At 61.5% G+C, this 20,321-nt stretch carries 19 protein-coding genes and 2 pseudogenes; 10 read left to right on the forward strand and 11 right to left on the reverse strand.

Annotated features, from left to right (window positions below; all coding sequences use genetic code 11):
- Window positions 1–51: 51 nt before the first annotated feature.
- Entirely contained in the window at window positions 52–2,442 is a 2,391-nt protein-coding gene (locus tag J3474_RS07945) for a bifunctional diguanylate cyclase/phosphodiesterase (RefSeq protein WP_207093711.1), read from the forward strand.
- 302 nt (window positions 2,443–2,744) lie between these two features.
- On the opposite strand, the gene rnk is transcribed toward J3474_RS07945, so the two are convergent.
- Window positions 2,745–3,503: a nucleoside diphosphate kinase regulator gene (gene rnk / locus J3474_RS22975; RefSeq protein ID WP_207093712.1), complete on the reverse strand. Its 759-nt coding sequence runs from the start codon at window positions 3,501–3,503 to the stop codon at window positions 2,745–2,747.
- 967 nt (window positions 3,504–4,470) lie between these two features.
- On the opposite strand from rnk, the gene J3474_RS07955 reads away from it, so the two are divergent.
- A complete protein-coding gene (locus tag J3474_RS07955; protein WP_041558032.1) occupies window positions 4,471–4,716 on the forward strand; it encodes a hypothetical protein in 246 nt (81 codons plus the stop codon).
- Window positions 4,717–4,748: 32 nt separating this feature from the next.
- On the opposite strand, the gene J3474_RS07960 is transcribed toward J3474_RS07955, so the two are convergent.
- Entirely contained in the window at window positions 4,749–7,025 is a 2,277-nt protein-coding gene (locus tag J3474_RS07960) for an FdhF/YdeP family oxidoreductase (RefSeq protein WP_207093713.1), read from the reverse strand.
- On the opposite strand from J3474_RS07960, the gene J3474_RS07965 reads away from it, so the two are divergent.
- The 4 genes from J3474_RS07965 to J3474_RS22660 all read left to right on the forward strand — a co-directional run bounded on the left by J3474_RS07965 (window position 7,024) and on the right by J3474_RS22660 (window position 9,369).
- Window positions 7,024–7,428 (forward strand): hypothetical protein, encoded by a 405-nt coding sequence (locus J3474_RS07965; RefSeq protein ID WP_207093714.1) that lies wholly within the window; start codon window positions 7,024–7,026, stop codon window positions 7,426–7,428. The two genes, J3474_RS07960 and J3474_RS07965, sit on opposite strands and share 2 nt — an antisense overlap.
- A 783-nt stretch (window positions 7,429–8,211) precedes the next feature.
- Window positions 8,212–8,430 carry a hypothetical protein gene (locus J3474_RS07970; RefSeq protein ID WP_207093715.1) on the forward strand — a complete coding sequence of 73 codons (219 nt, stop codon included), beginning with the start codon at window positions 8,212–8,214 and terminating at the stop codon, window positions 8,428–8,430.
- 79 nt (window positions 8,431–8,509) lie between these two features.
- Window positions 8,510–8,968, forward strand: coding sequence for an excisionase family DNA-binding protein (locus J3474_RS07975; RefSeq protein WP_207093716.1), 459 nt, complete (start codon window positions 8,510–8,512; stop codon window positions 8,966–8,968).
- A gap of 212 nt (window positions 8,969–9,180) precedes the next feature.
- Complete coding sequence (locus J3474_RS22660; RefSeq protein ID WP_242528256.1) at window positions 9,181–9,369, forward strand: PIN domain-containing protein; 189 nt, start codon at window positions 9,181–9,183, stop codon at window positions 9,367–9,369.
- Window positions 9,370–9,459: 90 nt separating this feature from the next.
- On the opposite strand, the gene J3474_RS07985 is transcribed toward J3474_RS22660, so the two are convergent.
- The 3 genes and pseudogenes from J3474_RS07985 to J3474_RS07995 form a co-directional block, all read right to left on the reverse strand.
- The gene (locus J3474_RS07985; protein ID WP_207093717.1) at window positions 9,460–10,389 is read right to left on the reverse strand and encodes a transferrin-binding protein-like solute binding protein; all 930 of its coding nucleotides are present in this window, start codon (window positions 10,387–10,389) and stop codon (window positions 9,460–9,462) included.
- Window positions 10,389–11,597: a surface lipoprotein assembly modifier gene (locus tag J3474_RS07990; RefSeq protein ID WP_242528257.1), complete on the reverse strand. Its 1,209-nt coding sequence runs from the start codon at window positions 11,595–11,597 to the stop codon at window positions 10,389–10,391. The genes J3474_RS07985 and J3474_RS07990 overlap by 1 nt, the downstream gene beginning before the upstream one ends.
- A gap of 480 nt (window positions 11,598–12,077) precedes the next feature.
- Window positions 12,078–12,629 (reverse strand): annotated as a pseudogene (locus tag J3474_RS07995) (Tn3 family transposase); the annotation flags it as partial.
- On the opposite strand from J3474_RS07995, the pseudogene J3474_RS22665 reads away from it, so the two are divergent.
- Window positions 12,622–12,735, forward strand: a pseudogene (locus J3474_RS22665) (helix-turn-helix domain-containing protein); the annotation flags it as partial. The pseudogenes J3474_RS07995 and J3474_RS22665 sit on opposite strands and share 8 nt — an antisense overlap.
- 163 nt (window positions 12,736–12,898) lie before the next feature.
- Complete coding sequence (locus J3474_RS08000; protein WP_207093719.1) at window positions 12,899–13,060, forward strand: hypothetical protein; 162 nt, start codon at window positions 12,899–12,901, stop codon at window positions 13,058–13,060.
- Between the two features lie 113 nt (window positions 13,061–13,173).
- Here J3474_RS08000 and J3474_RS08005 read toward each other — a convergent pair whose 3' ends face one another.
- From J3474_RS08005 to J3474_RS08025, 5 genes are all read right to left on the reverse strand, one after another.
- Window positions 13,174–14,325, reverse strand: coding sequence for a tyrosine-type recombinase/integrase (locus J3474_RS08005; RefSeq protein ID WP_242528258.1), 1,152 nt, complete (start codon window positions 14,323–14,325; stop codon window positions 13,174–13,176).
- Between the two features lie 193 nt (window positions 14,326–14,518).
- A complete protein-coding gene (locus J3474_RS08010; RefSeq protein ID WP_207093720.1) occupies window positions 14,519–15,037 on the reverse strand; it encodes an antitoxin Xre/MbcA/ParS toxin-binding domain-containing protein in 519 nt (172 codons plus the stop codon).
- Window positions 15,038–15,131: 94 nt separating this feature from the next.
- Window positions 15,132–15,620 (reverse strand): hypothetical protein, encoded by a 489-nt coding sequence (locus J3474_RS08015; RefSeq protein WP_207093721.1) that lies wholly within the window; start codon window positions 15,618–15,620, stop codon window positions 15,132–15,134.
- A complete protein-coding gene (locus J3474_RS08020) occupies window positions 15,617–16,243 on the reverse strand; it encodes a hypothetical protein (protein WP_207093722.1) in 627 nt (208 codons plus the stop codon). The genes J3474_RS08015 and J3474_RS08020 overlap by 4 nt, the downstream gene beginning before the upstream one ends.
- A gap of 2 nt (window positions 16,244–16,245) precedes the next feature.
- On the reverse strand, window positions 16,246–16,725 hold the full coding sequence (locus J3474_RS08025) for a hypothetical protein (RefSeq protein ID WP_207093723.1): 480 nt from the start codon (window positions 16,723–16,725) through the stop codon (window positions 16,246–16,248).
- Between the two features lie 331 nt (window positions 16,726–17,056).
- Here J3474_RS08025 and J3474_RS08030 point away from each other — a divergent pair, with 331 nt between their 5' ends.
- On the forward strand, window positions 17,057–17,293 hold the full coding sequence (locus J3474_RS08030; protein WP_207093724.1) for a type II toxin-antitoxin system Y4mF family antitoxin: 237 nt from the start codon (window positions 17,057–17,059) through the stop codon (window positions 17,291–17,293).
- On the forward strand, window positions 17,283–18,290 hold the full coding sequence (locus tag J3474_RS08035) for a HipA domain-containing protein (protein ID WP_242528259.1): 1,008 nt from the start codon (window positions 17,283–17,285) through the stop codon (window positions 18,288–18,290). Before J3474_RS08030 ends, J3474_RS08035 begins: the two co-directional genes overlap by 11 nt.
- A 675-nt stretch (window positions 18,291–18,965) precedes the next feature.
- On the opposite strand, the gene J3474_RS08040 is transcribed toward J3474_RS08035, so the two are convergent.
- Window positions 18,966–20,243, reverse strand: coding sequence for a replication initiator protein A (locus tag J3474_RS08040; protein WP_207093725.1), 1,278 nt, complete (start codon window positions 20,241–20,243; stop codon window positions 18,966–18,968).
- Between the last annotated feature and the right edge of the window lie 78 nt (window positions 20,244–20,321).

Genomic DNA, 20,321 nt, shown 5'->3' on the forward strand with positions numbered 1-20,321 from the left:
AAGGCATCGGCCCGGCTCAACGACCGGGGGGCGTGGGAGAGGACAGAATTGATGATGCACAAAATCGGCCCCGAGCTGATCAGGCGAACGCCAATCACGCTATTGGCGCTCACCCGCCATCGCGTGGAACCGCACGAGGAGGACTGGTTCGCGCGCTGCCGGAGTGATTACCTTCGCTCATTCCCTTTCACCCTGCTCGAATTGGTTCGGCTCTCTGCTCTTCTCCTGCTTGTCGGTCGCTCGAGCAATCTGGCTTTTATCTGCGCGGTGCTGGTAGGCTTTGCCCTTGTGATGGGTGCCCAGGCGTCGCTCAGGCACCGTGAGGCGAATCTCCAATGCAGTCAAACGCTGGCACTTCGCTATCGCAGGAACACATTTTGCATCCGCGCCATCTGGTGGTGTGTGATGCTTGGCTGGTCAATCGTGATTGCGCCGCAAGATCAATTAATGGGGCTGACGGCGCTGGGTATCACCATGATGGTGATCGACGGTATCAGCATTCTAGCCTTGCCGCATTTGGCGCTGGGCGCCATGTTCGCGAGTGCTTGCACCATTATTGCAGGATTGCTCAACCGCGAAGGAATGGCTGCGGCGCCCGTTGCGGTCGTGATAGTACTTCTCGCCTCGTTCCTGCACTGGTCGATTTATAACCTTTTTTATCTGTTCGCCACACGGCGCATCCGCACGAAACGATTGGCGCAGTCGAACGAAACGATCCAGCTGCTCCTCAATCAATACGATGACGAGGGCAGCGACTGGCTTTATGAAATCGATGCGGAGGCACGCATTTCCAACCCGTCGCCGCGGTTTTGCGATGCCTGCGGAATCGATGCAGATCGGCTCGACGGTATGCCCTTGGCAGTCCTGTTCCATGAAGGCATCCATCGGCAGGAGCTCCAGGCAAAATTGAACTGGGGCGAGAGCTTTCGCGATCTAATTCTTCCGCTGAAAGTTCGTGGGGAGGAACGCTGGTGGTCGCTAAACGGGCGCCCCATTGACCAACTGCGAGGCGAAACGGGCGGGTGGCGCGGGTTCATTGCCGATGTCAGCGACGCCAAGCAGGCTGAAGCAAAGATTTCCTACATGGCCCACTTCGACCTGTTGACCGGTTTGCCTAATCGCACCCTGTTCAATGCGACCCTGGAACGGGCCATGATACGTCTGTCGACCCGCCGATCGGCGGGCCTGCTGTTCGTGGATCTCGACCATTTCAAGGAGGTCAACGACGGATATGGCCACGCGGCCGGCGATGCTCTGCTAGTTGAGGTGGGACGCCGACTCGAGCAGGCGGTTCGTCCCGGAGACCTGGTTGCAAGGCTAGGCGGTGATGAATTCGTAGTCCTCTTATCCGATCTGCCCTCTCGCGACGAATGCCTCGAGGTGGCTCAGCGCCTGCTTGGGGAGTTTGAGAAGCCGATTGAGATCGACGGGCAAAGCATGACGATCGGCGTGAGCATTGGCGCTGCCATCGCCCCGGACGACGGGACGACGGCAGACGAACTTCTGCGCGCGGCCGATCTTGCCATGTATGAGACGAAGGTCGGCGGACGCAATGGCTTCTCGGTCTTCGACGCCAGCATGCGCGAACAGATGCAGGAAAGGCGAGATCTGGCGACCGGGCTGCGAAGCGCGATCGGACGCAACGAACTGGAGCTTCACTACCAACCGCTTGTCGATCTACCCACCGGACAGACCGGGGGATATGAGGCGCTCGTGCGCTGGAACCATCCCGCCAAGGGAGTCCTGAATCCCGATGTTTTTATACCGATCGCCGAAGAGAGCACGCTTATCAATGAGTTGGGGGAATGGGTTATCCGCAATGCCCTCGCCGAAGCGGCCACGTGGCCGGATCATTTGACTATCGCCGTCAACGTCTCGCCGGCCCAAATGCGGGACAAGGGCTTTCTGAGGCTCGTTGCAAACGCGCTCGCCGCAAGCGGTGTGCAACCTCAACGGCTTGAGCTCGAAGTGACCGAAAGCCTGTTCATCCGGGACGAGGACGAAGTTCTCAAGCTGCTTCAGAGTTTCCGGAGAATGGGCGTGCGGATCAGTCTCGATGATTTCGGAACAGGCTATTCCTCTTTGAAATACCTGCAATCGTTCCCGTTCGACAAAATCAAGATCGACCGCAGTTTCGTGTCTGGACTGCTTGACCGCGAAGACTGCCAAGCCATTGTGCAATCCGTCATCGCCTTGGCCAAAGACCTTGAGATCAGCACGACCGCTGAAGGTGTCGAGACCGATGACCAATTAGAAGCCTTGCGACAACAGGGCTGCGCCCAAGTGCAGGGTTTCCTTTTCAGCAAAGCGGTACCTTCGCGAAAGTTGCCCTTCAACCGGACAGAAGGATCCGCTGAACGAGATCTGGAATCCAGCTTGGAATTGTCCGATGACAGCCTATCCCCAGTGCTCAAGGCCTCCTCTCAACGCAGAACGAGATGATGGGGAGAACGAATGCCGGTAATCGCCGAATTCGGTGGCGTTTACACCCACTCGGCAGTCCGATGGAACTTGCCATTCATTCATCGTAACTGCTGCACGGGGCCCTCGCTGGAGTTGACGGGGCAGTCGACAGAGCCCCGTCATGGTTCGTGCGAGGGCGCCGTAGCCGTGGATGAACCGGAAGATCTCGGACACCATACGCCAGGTTTCGGCGAGAACGTGATTGGCGGACGGATCGCCGAGTAGATCGATCCAGAAAAGCAGTCGATCCAGTGGTTTCGAACTTCCCTTCGGCCCAGTCGCTAACCCTGATGCTCCCGTCTTCGAAGCAGGTCAGACACAACGAAATTGGCGGTCAATTTTCGGATGCCCGGCAAATTTGCCAGCAGGCCGCTTTTGACGTGTTCGTACTCTCCCACGCTCTTCAGGCAAAGGCGTAGAGAATAGTTCATGTCGTTGGACAGCAGCAGGCATTCTCGCAGATTGGGCCAGTTCAGCACGGCCTCTTCGAAACGCGCGCGATAGCCTGGTTGGCGCCGATCGATTTCGATCTGGATGATGACATCGATGCCGGTTTGTTGCTCGGTGGCCGGTTCAGGCAGGGTGGATAAGCCTTCGGCCCGCAGCGGTTTCGCCTCGACTTGGGGCGCCTCCAACTGGTCGCCCTGCACAACTTTGATGACTGTCAGCAGTCGCTCTTGCCCATCCCGGTCTGGCCAAAGGATGGATTGCCCCTCGCGCAGACCGACAAGGCCTGCGCCTATCAGGGTGAGTATGGAAATTCGCCCCTGAACGATATCGGCTTCGCGGGGGTAGACCAATTGTACCCAGCGTGCGGTGCCATTCGCTTCGTCGCGATACTTCACTGTGGCGCGCATGGTGACGACGTCTTTCGGGATGCGCTCGGCTTTCAAGACCTTGGCGCGCAGAATCTCCTCAAGCAGGAGCTTGCTGACGTCGGGCGCAAGCTTCTCCGCTGAGTAGGCAAGCCCCGAGAGCGCATCAGCTTCGACGTCGATCAAGTGAATTGGCGGCCGCTTTGCCGCCCCTGACTTTGGCATGGTTGTAACTTTCCGGTGGATGGCGTGGAGCAGCGCCGCTGTCGGGCGCCGTAGTTTCACCTTCACCCCGAGTTCGGGGCGCTATCCACCTGAACTCGGGGCTAAATGCCTGCGAGAAGCTGCCCCCCATGGCGGGCGTACCGGAAATGCCGAAGGTCAAGAATCATGAGGGTGACGTTGCCGCAATCCGTGAGAGCAGTCAAACTGCAAGCCCGTGATCGGTCATGGGTTGGTCTTCACCGATTTCTCGCATCTGGCCAGCCACACATCCCAATGCAGCCCCGCGAAACTCGATCAAGTGCGCGCCATGGTCGCCCCATGGCGTAACACCTCGATCCCGAACAGCTAACTGGCGAAGTGCCGTGGTTCGGAATGATCGCGTTGTCCATGAGGCCAACGCCTCCTGCACCGTCCTAAGCGATGATATAGCGATGCGCATGCGGCCGCTGCCGCCCTCGCCTTAGACCCCATGTTCGCCTGAGCGGACTAGGTAAGTGGCCTCTCCTGCGGCATTCTGCGTTCGAGGGTTGCACCAGGTTGGCTGGTGCCGAGCCTCAAGAATGGAGGAGGCAGCATGAGCAGAGGCCGATACAACTCAAGGCACCAGTCGCGACCACGAAACCGCTCAGCATATCGGCGGGATCGTCGTCAATAGAACCCGCGATACGTGCATTCGCTTCGTTTTTTATCTTACTCTTAGAGTTAATTAGCATCGCCTTTGGAACCGTCCGTGATGGGGGGCATTCTTGAAGTTTCACCTGAGACCGAAGAAGTTTGCAACGAGCATCGAAGGAAAAGCAAAGGAAGCAGCCGGCTACATCAAAGGAAAGGTGTACGAGCCCGGCACCCGCGCTGCGAAATAATCCAGCAATTGTCGGGATGGCGCCGCTCCTCACCGGGGGCGGCGCCGTCGTTCGAGAAGGCTGCCACCCTTCATCAATCATGTACAGGGAAAGGAGACGTTGCAATGAAACAGGCTGGCTCAACTCCGAAGACAACGGACAAACCGTCCGACACCGGCGCGGGTGCGCGCACGGACCGCGAAGCCAAGTTCACAGTTGCCAGCAAGCCCGGCACAGATGGCCACGCCCCGGTCGACTCTGGCAAGCCGGAGCCTGACGCACCCGATCCTACCAGCGATCGCCCGGAACGCGGCCCATCCGGCGCAGCGACGCAGACGGAATTCATCAAGGAAAAAACCGAGAAACGCTGAATGCGCAGCGCCCTTTTGACTGGTTTGCTTCGTCAGTATTCGAGGCCTACCGGGATACCCTTGCTCGCTGGCGTCTTGGACAATTCATCGTGGTATTCGAGCGGCACCAGCGCGTTTAGCTCAGGAAAATAGCCTACGACCGTGCGCTCAGGCAGGTCGTAGGGTTTGACCGCCAGGCCTTCGACCCGGCGGTTCACACCATCGGCATATTGAGTGGCGAGCGCGATCTGCTGGTCCTCCACCAGCCCGAGCCGCTCCATTTCCGATGGCGCCATCATCACGATCATGCGGCTGCCCTCGAGACCGCGCAAGCGGTCCGAATAACCGTAGATCGTGGTGTTGAACTGATCGTTTGAACGCAGCGTCACGAGATGCATGCCGCCCGGATTGTCAGTGACCCCGCAAGCATTGAGCACGGTGGGATCGGTGAATTCGGCTTTGCCGCTCTCGGTCTTCCAGATGCGCTCATGCGCCGGGTTCCCGCGATAAAAGCCGCCGGGCTGATTCATCCGCGCGCTCATGTCATGGAACTCGTCTGGAAAAGTGCGGGCGATAAGGTCGCGGATCACGCCGTAATCTGCGCGCCATGCGTCCCAAGTCCAGCGTGGATTGGCGGGCAGCGTCGCTTTGGCCAGTTCGCAGATGATGGCCGTCTCGCTCATCAGGTGCCCGCTCGCGGGTTTGCGCTTGCCCTTCGAGCCGTAGATGTGGCTGAAACTGTCCTCGATCGAAACCCACTGACTGCCGGTCTTCTGAATATCTTCCTCGGCACGCACAAGGCAGGGTAGGATCCACGAGGACTTGCCAGGCATGCAATGCGTGCGGTTGAGCTTCGTCGCAATGTGGACGGTGAGTTCCATCTGCCGCCACGCCGGATGGACGCGGCCATGATCGGGCACGGCGCGGGCAAGGTTTCCACCGAGACCGATATAGCCCTTGTTTGTGCCCTCGATCACCGCTTGGAGAAACTCCACTGTGGTGTGGCCGTCCTCCTCCGGCGTCTCAAGTCCGAACAGCTCGCGATATTTCTCGACCGGCGCAAGTTTTGTCTTCTCGGTAATGCCGACGGTGCGCTGGCCCTGCACATTTGAATGCCCGCGGATCGGTGAGCAGCCCGCCCCCTTGCGGCCGATATTGCCGCCCAGCAGCAGCAGGTTGACGAGCAGGCCGATCGACTGACTGCCGTGGACATGCTGGGTCAGTCCCATGCCATAGATACCGATCACGGTATTGGCGCTGGCATAGACGTCGCCGGCCTCGATCATCTCTGCGCGTGTAAGACCGCTAGCCTGCTCGAGTTCATCCCAAGACGTCGCCCCAAGTTTGGCAAGGAACGCGTCGAAGCCGTGCGTGTGCTTTTCGATGAACGCGCAGTCGAGGATGCGTTGTTCCCCGGCGGCCTTCGCCGCCTCGTCGCGTTCAAGCACGCGTTTGCACACGCCCATCAGCGCGGCGATATCGCCGCCGGGCCGCACTTGCAGATAGAGGTGGCTCATCTGCGTCGGCTTGCCGACCGTCATCTGTAGCGGGTTTTGCGGATTGACGAACTCGACAAGACCTTTTTCCTTCAAGGGATTGAAGACGACGATCTTGCAGCCGCGTTTCACCGCCTGCTGAAGCGGGTGGAGGATGCGCGGCGAATTCGTGCCCGGGTTCTGGCCAAGGTAGAATATCGCATCACAGTGGTCGAAATCCTCCAGCTGACAAGTGCCGACGGGCGATCCTACGACCTTCTTCAGCCCTACCGATGTCGTCTCGTGGCACATGTTCGAGCTGTCCGGCAGGTTGTTATGCCCGTACATCCGCGCAAACAGCGCATATAGATAGCTCGCCTCCAGTCCAGCTTTGCCACTGGCATAGAAGGTCACCGATTTGGGATCGAGCTTTTGCAGCTCAGCCGCTATTCCCGCGAATGCCTCGTCCCAGCTCGTTCGAATATAACGGTCACTCGCCGCGTCATAGCGCATCGGCTCGGTTAGGCGGCCCAACATTTCCAGGTCGTGATCCGGCCACTCGGCAAGCTCGCTGACTGTATATGCCGACACATCCTCGGGTCGACAGCGGGCGCTGGTGAGATCCCAGAGCGTGGCCTTTGCCCCGTTTTCGCAAAATTCAAAGGGATGCGGCTCAGCGGGCTTCACCCACGCGCACGAACTGCACATGTATCCGGCCGGCTTGTTCTGCTCCTTGAGTGTCTCAAGCGCGCCGGGCCCGGCTTTCTGCGCGATTTCGCTGCGCGCTATGCCTTTGAGCGAGCCCCAGCCCCCAGCTGGGCCTTCGTATTCGATGGGGTCGACGGTTTCGGCCATGCACGTTCTCCTCAAGGTCTGTCTGTCCAACGGGTCGGCAGTCCCATCGGTTTCATGCAACCGCTTCATTTTATCGCTGCGTGGGCGCGCGCCGCAGCCATCACATGCGGTTGAACTGACTGGCCAGGATCCACATAGTGCCGCCGATCATCAGCGCAACGATAAGGCCTGTGAACAGGATCAGTTGAAGTTCGTCGGGATGGGATTTCTTCAGATCAATAGGGAGGAATTATCGCGTTTCTGTGAAAAGCCGAATCGCGCCTCTTCTCTGGACCGCTTCTCCTCCCCGCATCCCGTCGGCTACCGCCACGGAGATCGTTGCTTTATGGACATCAAGCCCGATAAACATGCTATCCTGCATGCCTCTCAAAGATCCCGATGGGGGACAAAATTAGCCGCATAAGAGTGCTGATGTACGATACCGACACAGGTCACGGTTGATATCTCGCCGTCCCGACGGAAAATGCGACACGAACCGCGCGCGGATTGAATTTCCTTCCTTGGAACATCCAAGCTCTCAACGGACATGGTGTCCCCATCAAATTGCCCTTCGTATCGAGCCACCCTCCTATGTTTCCCGTCCCGGAACTCTACGGCGCCGCTCAAATCTACCAGAACTGATCGGCAGAATAGGAAGCTATTCTGCGATCCTGGATAACCTGCTGCTTTGTTTCCGTACTCACACCGTCCTTGCAGTTCGCGAATTGCGCCCGGGTCCGCAGCTGTCATCTGGGGCAATCCGAGCGAGCAAGCCGCAAACAATCCCAAAAGTAATGGATCTGTGCAGATCTGCCTCACAACGGTTCTCCTACCCGATTTTCCTAAACGCGCCCAGGCTGCAATTGGTTCAATAAACATGCAGCATTTTCGCTTCAGTCGATCAATGTAACTTACCCACCGCCGGGACCAATTGCGGATTCCGAAGGAAGCCGGCCGGGGATTCCGATTTGAAGCCGGCCTCCTATTCCGACTGATGTCGGCCAGGGATTCCGAAGAATTCCCGGCCACCTGATTGAAGTCTCTCCGAGGGAAGTTCCCCATCGGGCAATCTGCCTCTTCGGCAATCGAGGAGTGGCGGATGCCCGCGAAGAGAGAGATGAGTATGCGACAGATACGACTGGTGCTGCGACTTGCCGGAGATCTGCTGCGCTAGGATGTCGTCAACTCGGCCGAGCGGGTGGTCGAGGTGCGGCTCGAAGCGCCGACCGATGTCGATGACATTGTCGTGCGTCAAGCCAACGGTCACCGCGACTGGATCCAAGTCAAACTCGACCTCGATCCGCGCGGCAACTCGTGGGAGAAGCCTTGGACCGACCTTGCGCAGCAAGTCGCGCGCGAGAAGATCGGCCTCGATGCGCTCGACGCTCAAACGCCGCACATAATAGACGACCGATGGGAAGATTGACGCTGCCCTATGGGAACGGATTCCAGTTTCGTTTATTTCGAATATGCGCTATTGAATTGCTCTACCACGGAGAGATCCCATGACATTGCCTGCGCATTCAGAGCCGTTCGGCGGCCATATGCCATCGGCTGATGATCGCCAGATCGCTAACCAGCTCCGTCGCATGCTTGCTGCCCAAAAGTCGGGCGAAGCAACCTTGCGTGTACGGGAGCCGGAATCTAAGAAGCCGGTCGAGATTACTCTCACTCCCGCTATGTCTGACCTGTTTCTTGAATTGCTGCGCCATATCGGCAGCGGCAGTGCGGTAACACTCGTACCGATCCAGGAAATGCTGACGACGCAGCAAGCGGCAGATCTCCTCAATGTGTCACGCCCCTATCTGATCAAGCTGCTTGAGCAGGAGGCAATGCCCCACACTCTAGTGGGGCGACATCGCCGCATCCGGGCCGATGACGTGTTCCGCTACAAGGCGGAACGCGATGATGAACGTTCGCGGGCCCTCGACGAACTCAACACTGGCGATGCCGACTTGGTCTGACCGAGTGTTCGCAAACCGCTACACTGCCCTAATTGATGCCTGTACGCTCGTCAGTGTCTGGCGGCGCAACTTTTTACTGTCGCTTACCGAAGCCGAATTTTTATTCGCTGGTCAGAGCCCATCCTGACAGAGACCAAAGCAGCCCTGATCAAAATGGCCCGCGAGCGCGATCTCGATGATCCTGAGGCACGAGGCGCGCGAGCGAAAAAGCCATGCAGACGGCATTCCCAGAAGCAATGGTCGAAGACTTCAAACTGATTGGTAGTGCTCAGTTTGGCCTACCCGACCCTGGTGACGAACACTTCATTGCCGCTGCCGTCAAAACGCAAGCCCAAGCCCTCGTCACCGAGAATGGCGTCACCTCAAGGTTTGTGCGCCAAACAACGATTTCTCGGACATAATATGAACATCGGCTTCAGTGTGCTCGCCGCCCGGCAGAATGGGCGGTTTCGGTATCTATGCGCTCGTACCGAGTGCTTTCGATAGCGCCCTCAGGGCACTTTTCGCCCTCCGACGAGGCCTTCCGCCTCAAACCCCGGGTCGGTCAGAAACCAGGCGAAGCCCATTTCTGTAGCACCCGGACCAAAGAAGGCTCCATCAAACCTGCCCGATCCACGCCCCGGGGAACCGGAAGCCGTGTCGGGCGACAACGTGCCAGCAAAACCCGGTCCGCCACCGGTTATCGTGCCGTCTCCAACATACCGCCAGTCGAAGTTTGACACCGTAAGGCGCATGTCGGAATGCACTTTACCTGCTGCGAAGTCGGCAGTGAATGTGAAACTGGAATTCTGCGGAGCTGCACCAAGGCCGTTGATCAGAACTCCGCTTCGTATCGAAGCGGTCGTGTAAGTTGCAGTTCCAGTCTTCGGCATGTCGTCCCTGCGGGTTGGCACGCCTCCGACAGCCAATATGACCTGGGTATGCGAAGTCGCATGCCCCCAACCGATCATCGTGGTGTAGGTCATGGGCACGCCGTTGATCACCGGCGCAATGATCTGCGCGTTGTCGATCAGGGTACCGTCGTTGCGATTGTAGACGACTTGGTCGGCCACGGTGTTGCTGGTGAATTTATCTTGAGGCCCAAACACAACCGAGTAGCTCTGGGGTGACGTAGTAGTGAGCGTGTAAGTGTCTGCAGCAGCGTCGTATCCAATCCTGGCTTGGCCTGAGTACGGCAATGAAGAGCCGGTCGACCCGGTACTTTGTCGATCGATGTGAATGCCGGTCAGCTCGAACGACCGGCTTCCGGTCATTTCACTTAGTTTCTGATAAGTTGGCTGTGGAGTTGGGACGGGCGTGGGGGTGCTGTTGGTGCCGCCTCCACCGCCGCCGCAGGCAGCCAGCGCCAGGCTCAACACCATTACCGAGGCCGTTGCCATCAGCTTGCCGGAACGAAACGAATGCATGAACATATCCCCCATCAGAATGCCGACGTCACGCCGAATTCGGCGGCGACGCGGCGATAGTCGTAGATTTCGATCGAGGAGCGGTTGCGCTCCCATTTGACGCGCACCAGCGGCGCGAAACTACCCAGGTGCAAGGCCCGCAGCGTAACGGCGAGGCTGGCGTTGTAACGATCCTCGATCCGGCGCCTGGGATAGAGGAACAGCCGCTCGTCGGCCTCGAGGTGGCTGTAACCCAGCGTGCCGACGAGCGCCGTGCGCCCGATCTCGCGAAACAGATAGACCGAGGCTCCGCCGCTCGCCAGCGAATAGCTGGGATCGCGCGCTGCCCCGCGGAAACCGTAAACCTGCACGCCGCCGCCCGTGCGCGCGCTGAACGCGCGGTCGAGGCTGGCGGAGAGGGTGAAGTCGTCGGCTGTCTGAAGCGCGTTGCGCTTGTTGTCGACATGGGCAATGCCACCATCGAGCCGCAGCTGGCTGCGCTTTCCCACGGGGCGCTGCCAGCTCGCGTTGCCGCCGATTGTCGTGCTGTACGGTTCGCCCCCGTACCAGCGCCATGACGGGCCGAACGACAGGGTGAGCTGATTGGCGCCCCAGTTGTACTGCGGGCCGGCCTGGATGCCTACTGTGATGTCGTTGAAGTCGGGATCGCGGTAGAGCGTCGCGCTACCCGAGGCGCGCACCAGCAGGTCTGCGCCGGGCTCGATGCCAAGACGAAAATAGCCCTGCCCCTGCAAGTCGAGCCCGAGGCCAGACTTTGCCTGCGCATCCTTGTCGAGCGCGAAATCTCCGATCACGGTGCCCAACGTGTCCGAGCGGGTGGCGCGGTTGATATTGCTGTCAGGCGCCAGCGCCAGTTCGACCGATCCGCCCAGCGGCTTTCTCGCGTTGAGCGCGCGCGAATAGAAGCGCACGAGCTGCTCAACGGCCGGCGGCAGGCCTGCGGCTTCGGCGGCACGCAGCTCCTTGCGGGCGGCACCCATGTTCCCGAGCATCGCCTGCATCCGTGCCAGCTCCAACCGCACGCGCGCGGCGTTCGGCTTGTCGTCTAAGATCCGGCGGAATTCGAGCGCGGCTTTTGCATAGAGCTTGAGGTCGTCAGCGAGCATCATGCCGAGGCGGAACCGCGCCTCGGTTCGAATCTCGACATCGCGGTCTTGCGTGAGAGCGCGATAGGTCGTTTCCGCCGTCGCGAAGTCGTGGCGCGCGCGCGCTTGATCGGCCAACGTGAATAGTTGAGCGGCCGAAAAGGTTTCATTGACCGATTGCGCGACTGGGGGATGTCCGGCAAACTCTCGGCTCGCCACTTCCTGCGCACTAACAGAAGTAGCCGTGCCCGCCGCCACTGCGGCTGCCGCAATTCTCCAAATTAAAGCCCCCATTTGAGCGGGCTATTACCTGTCGGGAAGAATGCCTGTCCAGAGGTGACGATCTCGACTTATCGCATTTCCGACAAAGAGTTGTCAGGATGCGTCATTAGCGCGGGACGGTGTTAGACGATGGACCAACATCAGCCTGAATGAACCGAAGAAGGTTGGCAGTCCGCTTTCAAGAGCCTGACCGCGGCCCGCGAACGACCGGAAAGTTGCGCCCAGCGGACGAAGCGGCGATCGACCGAATGATTGTTGGATTCGGGGCGGCTCTTCGGCGCGCGCCAGTGGCCATACCAGATCTGCGGTAACCCATGTGTCGCCGGCAAATACCTGTTATGCCACGAGTTTCAAACGGGCCATGGGATCATTGAGCGCGCGGAACTCGCCGGAAGGGATCCGCTTTGCGTTTTGCCAGAGATAGTCACCAGTCAAGCTGACATGCGCCCAACCCATGGGAGACAGGTGGGCGAGGAGAGCATCGTCGAAGGTGTCGCCGGATGCTCTGAGATGCTGGGCGGCCCTGTTCACATAGAGCGTGTTCCAATAGGAAATCGCTGCGATCAGCAGGTTCAGGCCCGATGCTCGATATTCCTGATTCTCGATCGAGCGGTCCGTGAACCGCCCCTGCCGGTTGGTATAGATCGCGGCGGCGAGGGTATGACGGGCTTTACCTTTGTTGAGACCGGCCTGGCAGGCCCGACGCAAGTCGGGCTGCTCAAGCCAGTCGGCCGTGAACAGCGTGCGTTCGATACGGCCGAGTTCAGCCAGCGCGAAATCCAGCCTGTTCTGGCGCTTGTAAGCGGCGAGCTTGCGCAGGATCGCGGAGGGCGCGACAGCCCCCTCCTTGATGGAGAAGACGATCCTGATGATATCGTCCCAACGGTCGCTCTCCGATGAAAAGCTTGCCGAACTTCGTCGCCGCGTCGCAGCCGGCGAGCGTAAGGCCGCCATCCCCTGCGATCTGGGTATCAGCCGCGAAACCCTATACTAGTATCTGCGCGCGGCCGTCTGACAACCATGTTCTCATTATGTCCGCCAAATCGTTGTTTGGCGCACAGACCTTGAGGTGACGCCAGAATCTAAAAGATTTCCCGGCTGACATCTTCGGCCAACTCAACATCGAGGCACGAAGTGCCGACGACTTCCTCGCCGACATGATTGCCCTTGAAGAAGGGCGGGCGATCGCCGCAATTCGTAAATTGCGGGAGCACCTGAAGAGACCTGAAATGTCACCTGAAGACTTTTTACGGGCCTTGGAAGCCAACGGCTTGCTCGAAACAGCTTCAGCCCTCACTCCCCACCTCAGCTCAATCTGAAGGCTCGCTCCCCATTACGACCTGTCGCGGACGTTCAGCTTGCCGCTCGAGACGTACTGGACAGCTTCCCTTGACCCACAAGGCGTGCCGCCTCACGAACGGATCGTCGCGCCCTAGTCCGTCTTTCCCGCGCCGCGCATCCTGCCCAGCACGCGGGCTGCGGCGTTGCTGCCGACCGCGAGTTCGCGCGCGTAGTGCAGCGCCGTGCCGGGCGAGGACCAGCGCAGCGCCAGCGCGATGCCGGCGCCGTCTTCGCCCGCGGCGAACAGGTCCTGGGTCAGGCCCACGCGGAACGAGTGGGCGCTCAAGGCACGGATCGCCGCTTCAGCGCGCTCGGGATCGATCGCCGCATGCCCTAGCGCGATGGCGGCGCGCGCGCGGCGGCGCAGGATCGCGACCACGCCCTGCCGGGTGAGCGGCTTGTCGCCGATCGTGTGCCGCGCGCCCCGCTCCTTCGCATCGCCGGGCCGCTCGGGAAGCAGGTGGACGCGGCGCAGCACCGCGCCGTCGGCAATGTCTGCGGCGCAGAGCCAGGCGGCAAGGCGGCGCATCGTCTCGGGCGAGATCCAGGCGAGCGCGCCCTCCCCCTCCTGATCGGTCTTCGAGCGGGGAATGACAAGGCGGCCGCTACCATCCTCGTGCGTGGTCAGATCGCCGACCTGTACGGCGACGAGTTCGGAGACGCGCAGCCCGGCATCGTAGGCGAGGCTGATCAGCGCGGCATCGCGCAAGTCCAGGATATCGCTGCCGCAGGCCGCCAGCAGCGCCTCGACCGTCACCCCCTCTGGCGCGGCCTGCCCTTCGGCCATGGCAGCCCCGAGCCGCAGCGGGGCGGCCTGGCGCTGGCGCTCCTGGCTCTGGCGGCGAATGGCCTTGAGGGTGTCGCGCACCATCCCGGCCTGCGTGGATAGCGGTTCGCTTTCGCCGAAGCCGAGCACGCGGTGGATCCGGGCGATCGAGGCGATCCGCCGCGCCAGCGTCGCCGGCCGCGCCGGGGAGCGGCCCGGCGAACCGGATGCCAGCCAGCGCAAGTAGTGGACGAGCGTTTCGGGCGCGGCGGGCACGGCCTGCACCGGCGGGTGGCGGCGTGCGCACCAGGCAAGGAAGCACTTGAGGTCGGCGGTAATCGCCGCGCGGGTCGCCGGCGCCATCGCCGCGGTCGCCGCCTCGAGCGCGAGCGCGCTGGCCCCGCGCGTGTCGATCAGCGCGCGATGCGCACCCAACACCAGTTCCACTGCGGAAGGAGAAGCGCGGGCAGGGATCACACGGAGCAGGCGGTTTGCGGCGGGGTCATCGGCAGCGATTCTGGCGAAAAACCCGCATTTCGGCAATAACGTTCTTACCATAATGTCCGATTATGGAAAATAGGTGAAAAGCAACTATACCAGAAGGTGTATAGTAAAATGGAGTTGGCTATATATCGGCTGCCGAGGGACCGGTCCCTGCGTGCTGCCGAGATCAGCAATAAACGCCGCGCTCGATCCGGGCGATCAGCGTGAGCACCTCTTCCAGCCCCTGAGCCGAGAGGGCTGCGCGACTGGCGGGCGTTTCTCCCAACGCGACGGCAAAGGCAGCCATCCAGTCGCCTGCAGCGGACATCTCGCCATCGAAGAGGCGCTGCGCGGCGGCCTGCTCGGCCTGAGCCACCCGGTAGTGGCGGGCGCACAGGCACCTCACCGCATCTGCCAGTTCGCGGCGGGTCGCCTCGGCCCCGCAATCCTCGCAAGTGGCGGCGGCTGCCTGCCTCGCTGCCGCAAGCAGGGGTGCGAAAGGTCCAGTCGCAACCTCACAGGGAGCCAGGCCAATCTGCAGTTCCCCGCCTTGCGCTCCAGCGAAAGTGACCAGTTCCATGCAATCGCTTTGGAAAAGCCCGACGATGAGACGGTCGTAGATTTCGCGCCACCCCGGCGGCACGCCATCGCGCATGGCGATGTTCTTGACGAGACAATCCGCGGGTTCCTTGATCTGGCCGGTCATGCTTGAATTCCTCTCTGGTGCATTCTGGCAGGCGCTCACGCTGCGACCTTCAAGAGATCGTATAGCGCGGCTCGCCTGCCCAGCTTCATGTGCTTCAGGAACGGTTCTCCGCATATCTGGCGAAGAATACCATGGACGCTGGGGGATCTTCCCCGCGGCCGAATTGCTCCAGTGTCGATCGCATGACCGGAGAGAGGAAGAAGTCCGCGAAGGGAACCTTGACGCTTCCCTTTGCCAATCGCGCCCGGTGGGCCAGTTCGCGGCCGAACTCCAAAGCGATCCTGCGGCGAAATTCGTCCTCGTCGCGAGCAAAGCCGGCGGCAAAGTAGGCGCCCTGCCCAACTCCGGTGGCATAGTCCTCGGCGCCTGCGCACCAGACATGGCGCGGGGCTTCCAGGCAGCTCTCGGTCAATTCCCATGGATAGGCCGGTTCCGCCGCCGCTGGCTCGGCAACCGCCTCTCCTGTTGCCAGCAACTCACCTGCCCGCGCGATCGTAGCGGCCCATTGATCGAGCGTTTCCTGTCCTTTTCCGGCAAGCAGGCGTGCCATGGTTTCGGAAACCAGAGGGGTTTCGCGGCTCATGCTGCAGCCTCCCCGACATTCGTATGCTGGCGCCACGCGCTCAAGGCAGCTGCATAGCCTCGATCCGAACAGAGCAGGTGACAGGCCCCGCGGAGCCCGTTCACGCTCAGAAAGCGCGACAGGACGATGCAATGGACGTGGCTGCCATTTCCTTCCAGACCTGCCGTCCCCGGTATGTGCGCGACGAGAATAACGGGAAATCGGTCGGCGAAATGGTCCCGCGCAAAGGCCCGGACGCGTTCGTAACCCGAGTGCCACGGCTCGCTTTCGTCGAGCGCCAGCTTCACCTGCACCATGGCGTGGCTTTCGAATGGAGGCAAAGTCTCGTCGAAGCGCTGCAACAGGAAATCGATGTTGGCATAGTCACCCGGCGCGCAGGGCGGCAGCAGCACCTCGCTGCGCGCTGCGTGACCGAAGATCGGGTCGTCGCCGGGCCTCAATTTCTTGCGAACCCAAGGCGAAATTCCATCGCGGAGGCCCTCCCCCTGCCACCAGTAGCGGGTGAAGGAGAAGCCGGGATGCTCCCCCTCGCCCTTGGAAAACGATCTGAGAACGGCGCGTTCCTGGGCATGGGGCCCCTCGGAAAGCGAGGCGGCGAGCTTTAGCATGTGCTTCCTGGTCATGATCAGAACCCCGCCTCGAAGATGGGCTTCACCATGGTCAGAATGATGCCGGCCTCGCGGTCTTCCCGATCGATGAAGGGCGCTTCCCGTTCGCGGGCCAGACCCGTGGGCAAGGCGCGCAGGTAGGGCCCCTTCCCCAGTGTCGGCACGAACCATAGGTCACCGCCCGCGCCGCGCCACGGCGCATATCCGCACAGGATGTGGCGACGATCCTGCAGGAGAATATCGAAGCTTACGCCCCGCGTCACATCGAAGCGCAACAGAACCACTTCGAGCCCGGTCTCCCGCGCAAGCTGGATCATTTCGGGGAACAGCCAGGGCCGCGGACAACTGGTGCCGGCAATGAGCAATTGCGCGAAGGACATCGTGATGGTTCGGGCGAGGGTTCCAGCCCGTTCGCGCGTCTCCGGGTCGATCTCGGCGCCAATAGCCAATGCCAGTGCCATCATGCGGCTGCGCACCCGCTGCGTGGTCCATGGCATCACGGGCGCGCACGTGCCTGCGGTCTCAATTGCTCTTACATTCATAGATTGGGTACTTCCTGGGAGAGCCGCTCTGGCAACGCACGCGGCTCCGTCCGAAATTTCTTTCAAACTGCCTTGCCGACAGGCCTTCTTCCCTTCCTTCCTGTGATCGGGTCTGCGCACGCGCTTCAGCGGAAATGCAGACATCCTGAATGGCTCGTTTTCCCGTACGGGGTATTTCCTTGAAATACTCCCGCCAGAGCCGTGATATTTCCCGAACGGGTAAATATGGCTTGAAACCTCCGCAGAACGGGAACATTGTCCCGAACGGGTATACTATAGGTATGGCATGGACACGGCCGGGATCGGGCGGATCATTCGCGAGGAACGCAAGGCGCTGGGCCTGCGCCAGGATGAGCTGGCTGCGGCAAGCGGGGTGGGCTTGCGCTTCATCGTCGAGTTGGAGCGAGGCAAGGTCACGGCGCAGATCGGCAAGGTGATCGCGGTCTTGTCGGCGCTGGGCTGCGAAGTGCAGGTCCTGCGTCCCGGCGATCTCCGGCCGGGAGAGCGCGGCGATGGCTGCTGACATTCTCGACCGCCTCGTCGTCTGGTCCGATCGCCGCATCGCGGGCGAACTTGGGATTGATCGAGGCGGGGCGATGCATTTCGCTTATGCCGAGGACTGGCTGGCGGATCGCGGGGCCCCTGCCCTGTCCCACGCCCTGCCCAAGCAGGCGGGAGCCTTCGGCGATGCCTTGTGCAAGGCCGTGTTCGGCGGGCTGCTTCCCGAGGAAGGGCAGCGCACGGCGATTGCCCGTGCGCTGGGCGTTTCACCCGACAATCCGTTCCGGCTGCTGGCGGCGCTGGGCGGTGATGTTGCAGGCGCCCTTGCCTTCCTGCCCCCGGGGGAGCAACCGCCCCCTGCCCCGACCGAGAGGCCCGCAGAGGCGCTCGATGACGCGGCGCTCGCCGATCTTCTCCAGCGCCTGCCCCGGGTTCCCATGCTGGCCGGCGAAGGGGGGGCACGCCTCAGCCTTGCCGGGGCGCAGGGCAAGCTCCCCGTGGTCCTGGCAAACGGGAGGATCGCCGTACCGCGCATCGGCGAGCCTTCGACCCACCTGATCAAGCCGGAGCCCGAACGCTTTGCCGGTCTGGCCGCCAATGAGGCCTTCTGTCTTGCGCTTGCGCGCGCTGTAGGGCTCGATGCAGCGACCGGGCAGTGGCAGGCAGTTGCCGGGAAGCCCTACCTGCTCGTCTCGCGCTACGACCGGGTTGAAAGGAACGGGCAGATCCAGCGGCTGCATCAGGAAGATTTCGCGCAGGCGCTGGGCGTGCCGTCCAACCGGAAATACGCCAGCGAGGGCGGACCCACCTTCCGCGATTGCTTTGCGCTCGTGCGGCAGGCCACCACGCGCCCGGCGCGCCGCGGCTCTGGCTGGACAAGTCGAAACGGCGATTGCCAGGGGTGTCGAGGTGCCCGGTCTGGCAGATGCGGCCCTGCCCGGCGAACTCTCTCAGGCCATCTCGGACCGGGCCGGCCGACTGGTTCTCAAGGCACGCGGATAGGCATTTCGCTTCGGTAAAGGGAGCGGCCTTCGCCTTTTGCCTTCATCACCTTTTTCAAACCAGAACTCAGGCATCCTGCCGGTTAGAATGGTATTTAGGGAATCTGTTACAAGGTTAGAGGACCGCGCTTGCCTTCGAGTCCGGCGCAATCCGCTGAGTCGCGTGCCGGGTGCCGTTCCCGTTGGATCGTCGATCCGTTCCTGAAGTGTCGGCGCATGCGTTCCCGATAGGTCGTTGACCTGTTCCCGAAGGGTCGAAGAACCGGTTCAAAGCGTTCCCGGAGTGTCGAAGACCGCAAGAGGCAGGCGTTTTTTGAATCTCTTTTTGCGGCTTGTTGGAAATCGACGTTCAATCGGTGCGTGTCACCGCATGAAGAGCCGACTCGGCCCATGAAGGCGAGGTCCCGACGCGACACTTCGGGAACGGCAAGGCGGATTCGTCTCTGGATCGGGGCGGGCTAATCTCCATGATCGCCATGGTGCGCACCACGGGCGCAAGGCGATGAGGCGGTCCGCAGGGGCCTTTGGGAGGCAGTTGCCGGCCCATCGCAGCGGGCTTGGGATGGCCCGGCCCCTGCGTAACGGCTCGAGAGAAGATGGGTGGATCGGAGGCGGCACGCGCGCCGTACCGGTCCGAAAGGGAGGGCGTGGCGGTGCTCGTGCATACAGCCCTCCCCTCGCCCCCCGCGCGCTTTACCCGCGCAGGGTGTGCCGGTGCTTTTCGTGATGGCGCTTGACCCATCCGATGAAGGCGCGCTGCCAGTCGGCCGGGGTGCGCTCGGGTGAGGCAGAGACCCAGCGTTCGAATTCGGCGTGAAGGGCGTGGAGATCCCAGCCCGGGCAATTCTGGCGCAAGTAGTCGATCGTCTCGTCGGTCATGAAACCGCGCGTCGCGGCATCGGAAAGACCGGCAAGGGTCGAGCGGATCAGCTTGCGGGCATCGATGACGTCTGCTTGTGCGTCGGGCGTTTGAACTTCGGGTGCAGCAGACTGCCTGCCCCCCTGCCCTCGCCGGTCTCCGGTCTTGCCGGGTGCGGTCTCGGCAGGCGCCTTTGCCGGAATCGTCCCTGCGTGTTTCCCCGGGGAAACATGAGGCTCTGCAGGATTGGCCGGCAGGTTCGATTCCGCCCCGCCCTTCCCGTCGACGCGGCGCATGCGTAGCATCGGCTCGCCGTCCTTCGCCGTTTCGACGCAGAGGCTGTAACCGGGCAGTTCGTTCTTTTCGGCAAGCTTGAGCATCTCGAACTTGAAGCGCCGATATTGCCCTTCGGCGCCGGACTTCTCGAACAGCACCGGCATGGAAATCGCGAAGCCGGCTTCGCCCGCGCCGCCGGCATGTTTGCGCGCGACGCGGTAGAGCCAGCGCTCGCGCCCGCCGGTAATGTCGAAATAGGCGCGGTCGATGGACAGCACCCCGCCCTTCATCATCACGCCTTCCCAGAACCAGTTCGACAGCTCCAGCGTCATCCCGCGCGAACGCTCGGTGCGTTCATCGACAAGCTGGGTCCAGCCATCGAGCCAGGAGAACGTGGCCTCGCGGCGGTTCTCGGCGCGGATGTTGGTCTTGATCGTGGTCGAGACGAGACGGTCGAGTGCCTGGCCCAGCAGCTCATAGGCGCGCCCGGTGGTCGGCCGCCCGATCGCGCGCAAGAGGTCGTAGGGCATGATATGCAGCTTGCGCGGCACGTCGTTCGCGCCGCGCCTTGCCATGTCGGCCAGCACGCTGGCGCAGTAGATCAGGATGTCGGCATCCCAGATCGTCGCCATGCCGTAATCCGGGTTGGCGGAGACATGGACCCAGAGCTTGCCGTCGGGGCTGGTGTAATCGATCGCCTTCACGCGCTTGGATTTGGCCAGGCTGAAGAAGGGCCGCTCCATCATCTCGCGCTGGTCGCGCAGGGGCAGGTCGGCGATGTAGGGCAGGAAGAGATCGAACTGCTCGGCAATGGCAGCTTTGCGTGCGCGGCTCATCCCGGATGTTTCCCCGGGGAAACACGCTCGGCCGACATCGCTCGATACCGAGCGGGCAGGGGGGCCGGAGGAGAACCC

It is taken from the genome of Novosphingobium sp. PY1, from assembly GCF_017312445.1.
GTDB lineage: Bacteria > Pseudomonadota > Alphaproteobacteria > Sphingomonadales > Sphingomonadaceae > Novosphingobium.

Bases quoted from the DNA above. Each gene is read 5' to 3' on its own strand.
- J3474_RS07945 (WP_207093711.1), top strand. From the start codon at position 52: ATGATGCACAAAATCGGCCCCGAGCTGATCAGGCGAACGCCAATCACG.
- rnk (WP_207093712.1), bottom strand. From the start codon at position 3,503: ATGCCAAAGTCAGGGGCGGCAAAGCGGCCGCCAATTCACTTGATCGAC.
- J3474_RS07955 (WP_041558032.1), top strand. From the start codon at position 4,471: ATGAAACAGGCTGGCTCAACTCCGAAGACAACGGACAAACCGTCCGAC.
- J3474_RS07965 (WP_207093714.1), top strand. From the start codon at position 7,024: ATGCACGTTCTCCTCAAGGTCTGTCTGTCCAACGGGTCGGCAGTCCCA.
- J3474_RS07960 (WP_207093713.1), bottom strand. From the start codon at position 7,025: ATGGCCGAAACCGTCGACCCCATCGAATACGAAGGCCCAGCTGGGGGC.
- J3474_RS07975 (WP_207093716.1), top strand. From the start codon at position 8,510: ATGACATTGCCTGCGCATTCAGAGCCGTTCGGCGGCCATATGCCATCG.
- J3474_RS22660 (WP_242528256.1), top strand. From the start codon at position 9,181: ATGCAGACGGCATTCCCAGAAGCAATGGTCGAAGACTTCAAACTGATT.
- J3474_RS07985 (WP_207093717.1), bottom strand. From the start codon at position 10,389: ATGGGGGATATGTTCATGCATTCGTTTCGTTCCGGCAAGCTGATGGCA.
- J3474_RS08000 (WP_207093719.1), top strand. From the start codon at position 12,899: ATGATTGCCCTTGAAGAAGGGCGGGCGATCGCCGCAATTCGTAAATTG.
- J3474_RS08010 (WP_207093720.1), bottom strand. From the start codon at position 15,037: ATGACCGGCCAGATCAAGGAACCCGCGGATTGTCTCGTCAAGAACATC.
- J3474_RS08015 (WP_207093721.1), bottom strand. From the start codon at position 15,620: ATGAGCCGCGAAACCCCTCTGGTTTCCGAAACCATGGCACGCCTGCTT.
- J3474_RS08020 (WP_207093722.1), bottom strand. From the start codon at position 16,243: ATGACCAGGAAGCACATGCTAAAGCTCGCCGCCTCGCTTTCCGAGGGG.
- J3474_RS08025 (WP_207093723.1), bottom strand. From the start codon at position 16,725: ATGCCATGGACCACGCAGCGGGTGCGCAGCCGCATGATGGCACTGGCA.
- J3474_RS08030 (WP_207093724.1), top strand. From the start codon at position 17,057: ATGGACACGGCCGGGATCGGGCGGATCATTCGCGAGGAACGCAAGGCG.
- J3474_RS08035 (WP_242528259.1), top strand. From the start codon at position 17,283: ATGGCTGCTGACATTCTCGACCGCCTCGTCGTCTGGTCCGATCGCCGC.
- J3474_RS08040 (WP_207093725.1), bottom strand. From the start codon at position 20,243: ATGAGCCGCGCACGCAAAGCTGCCATTGCCGAGCAGTTCGATCTCTTC.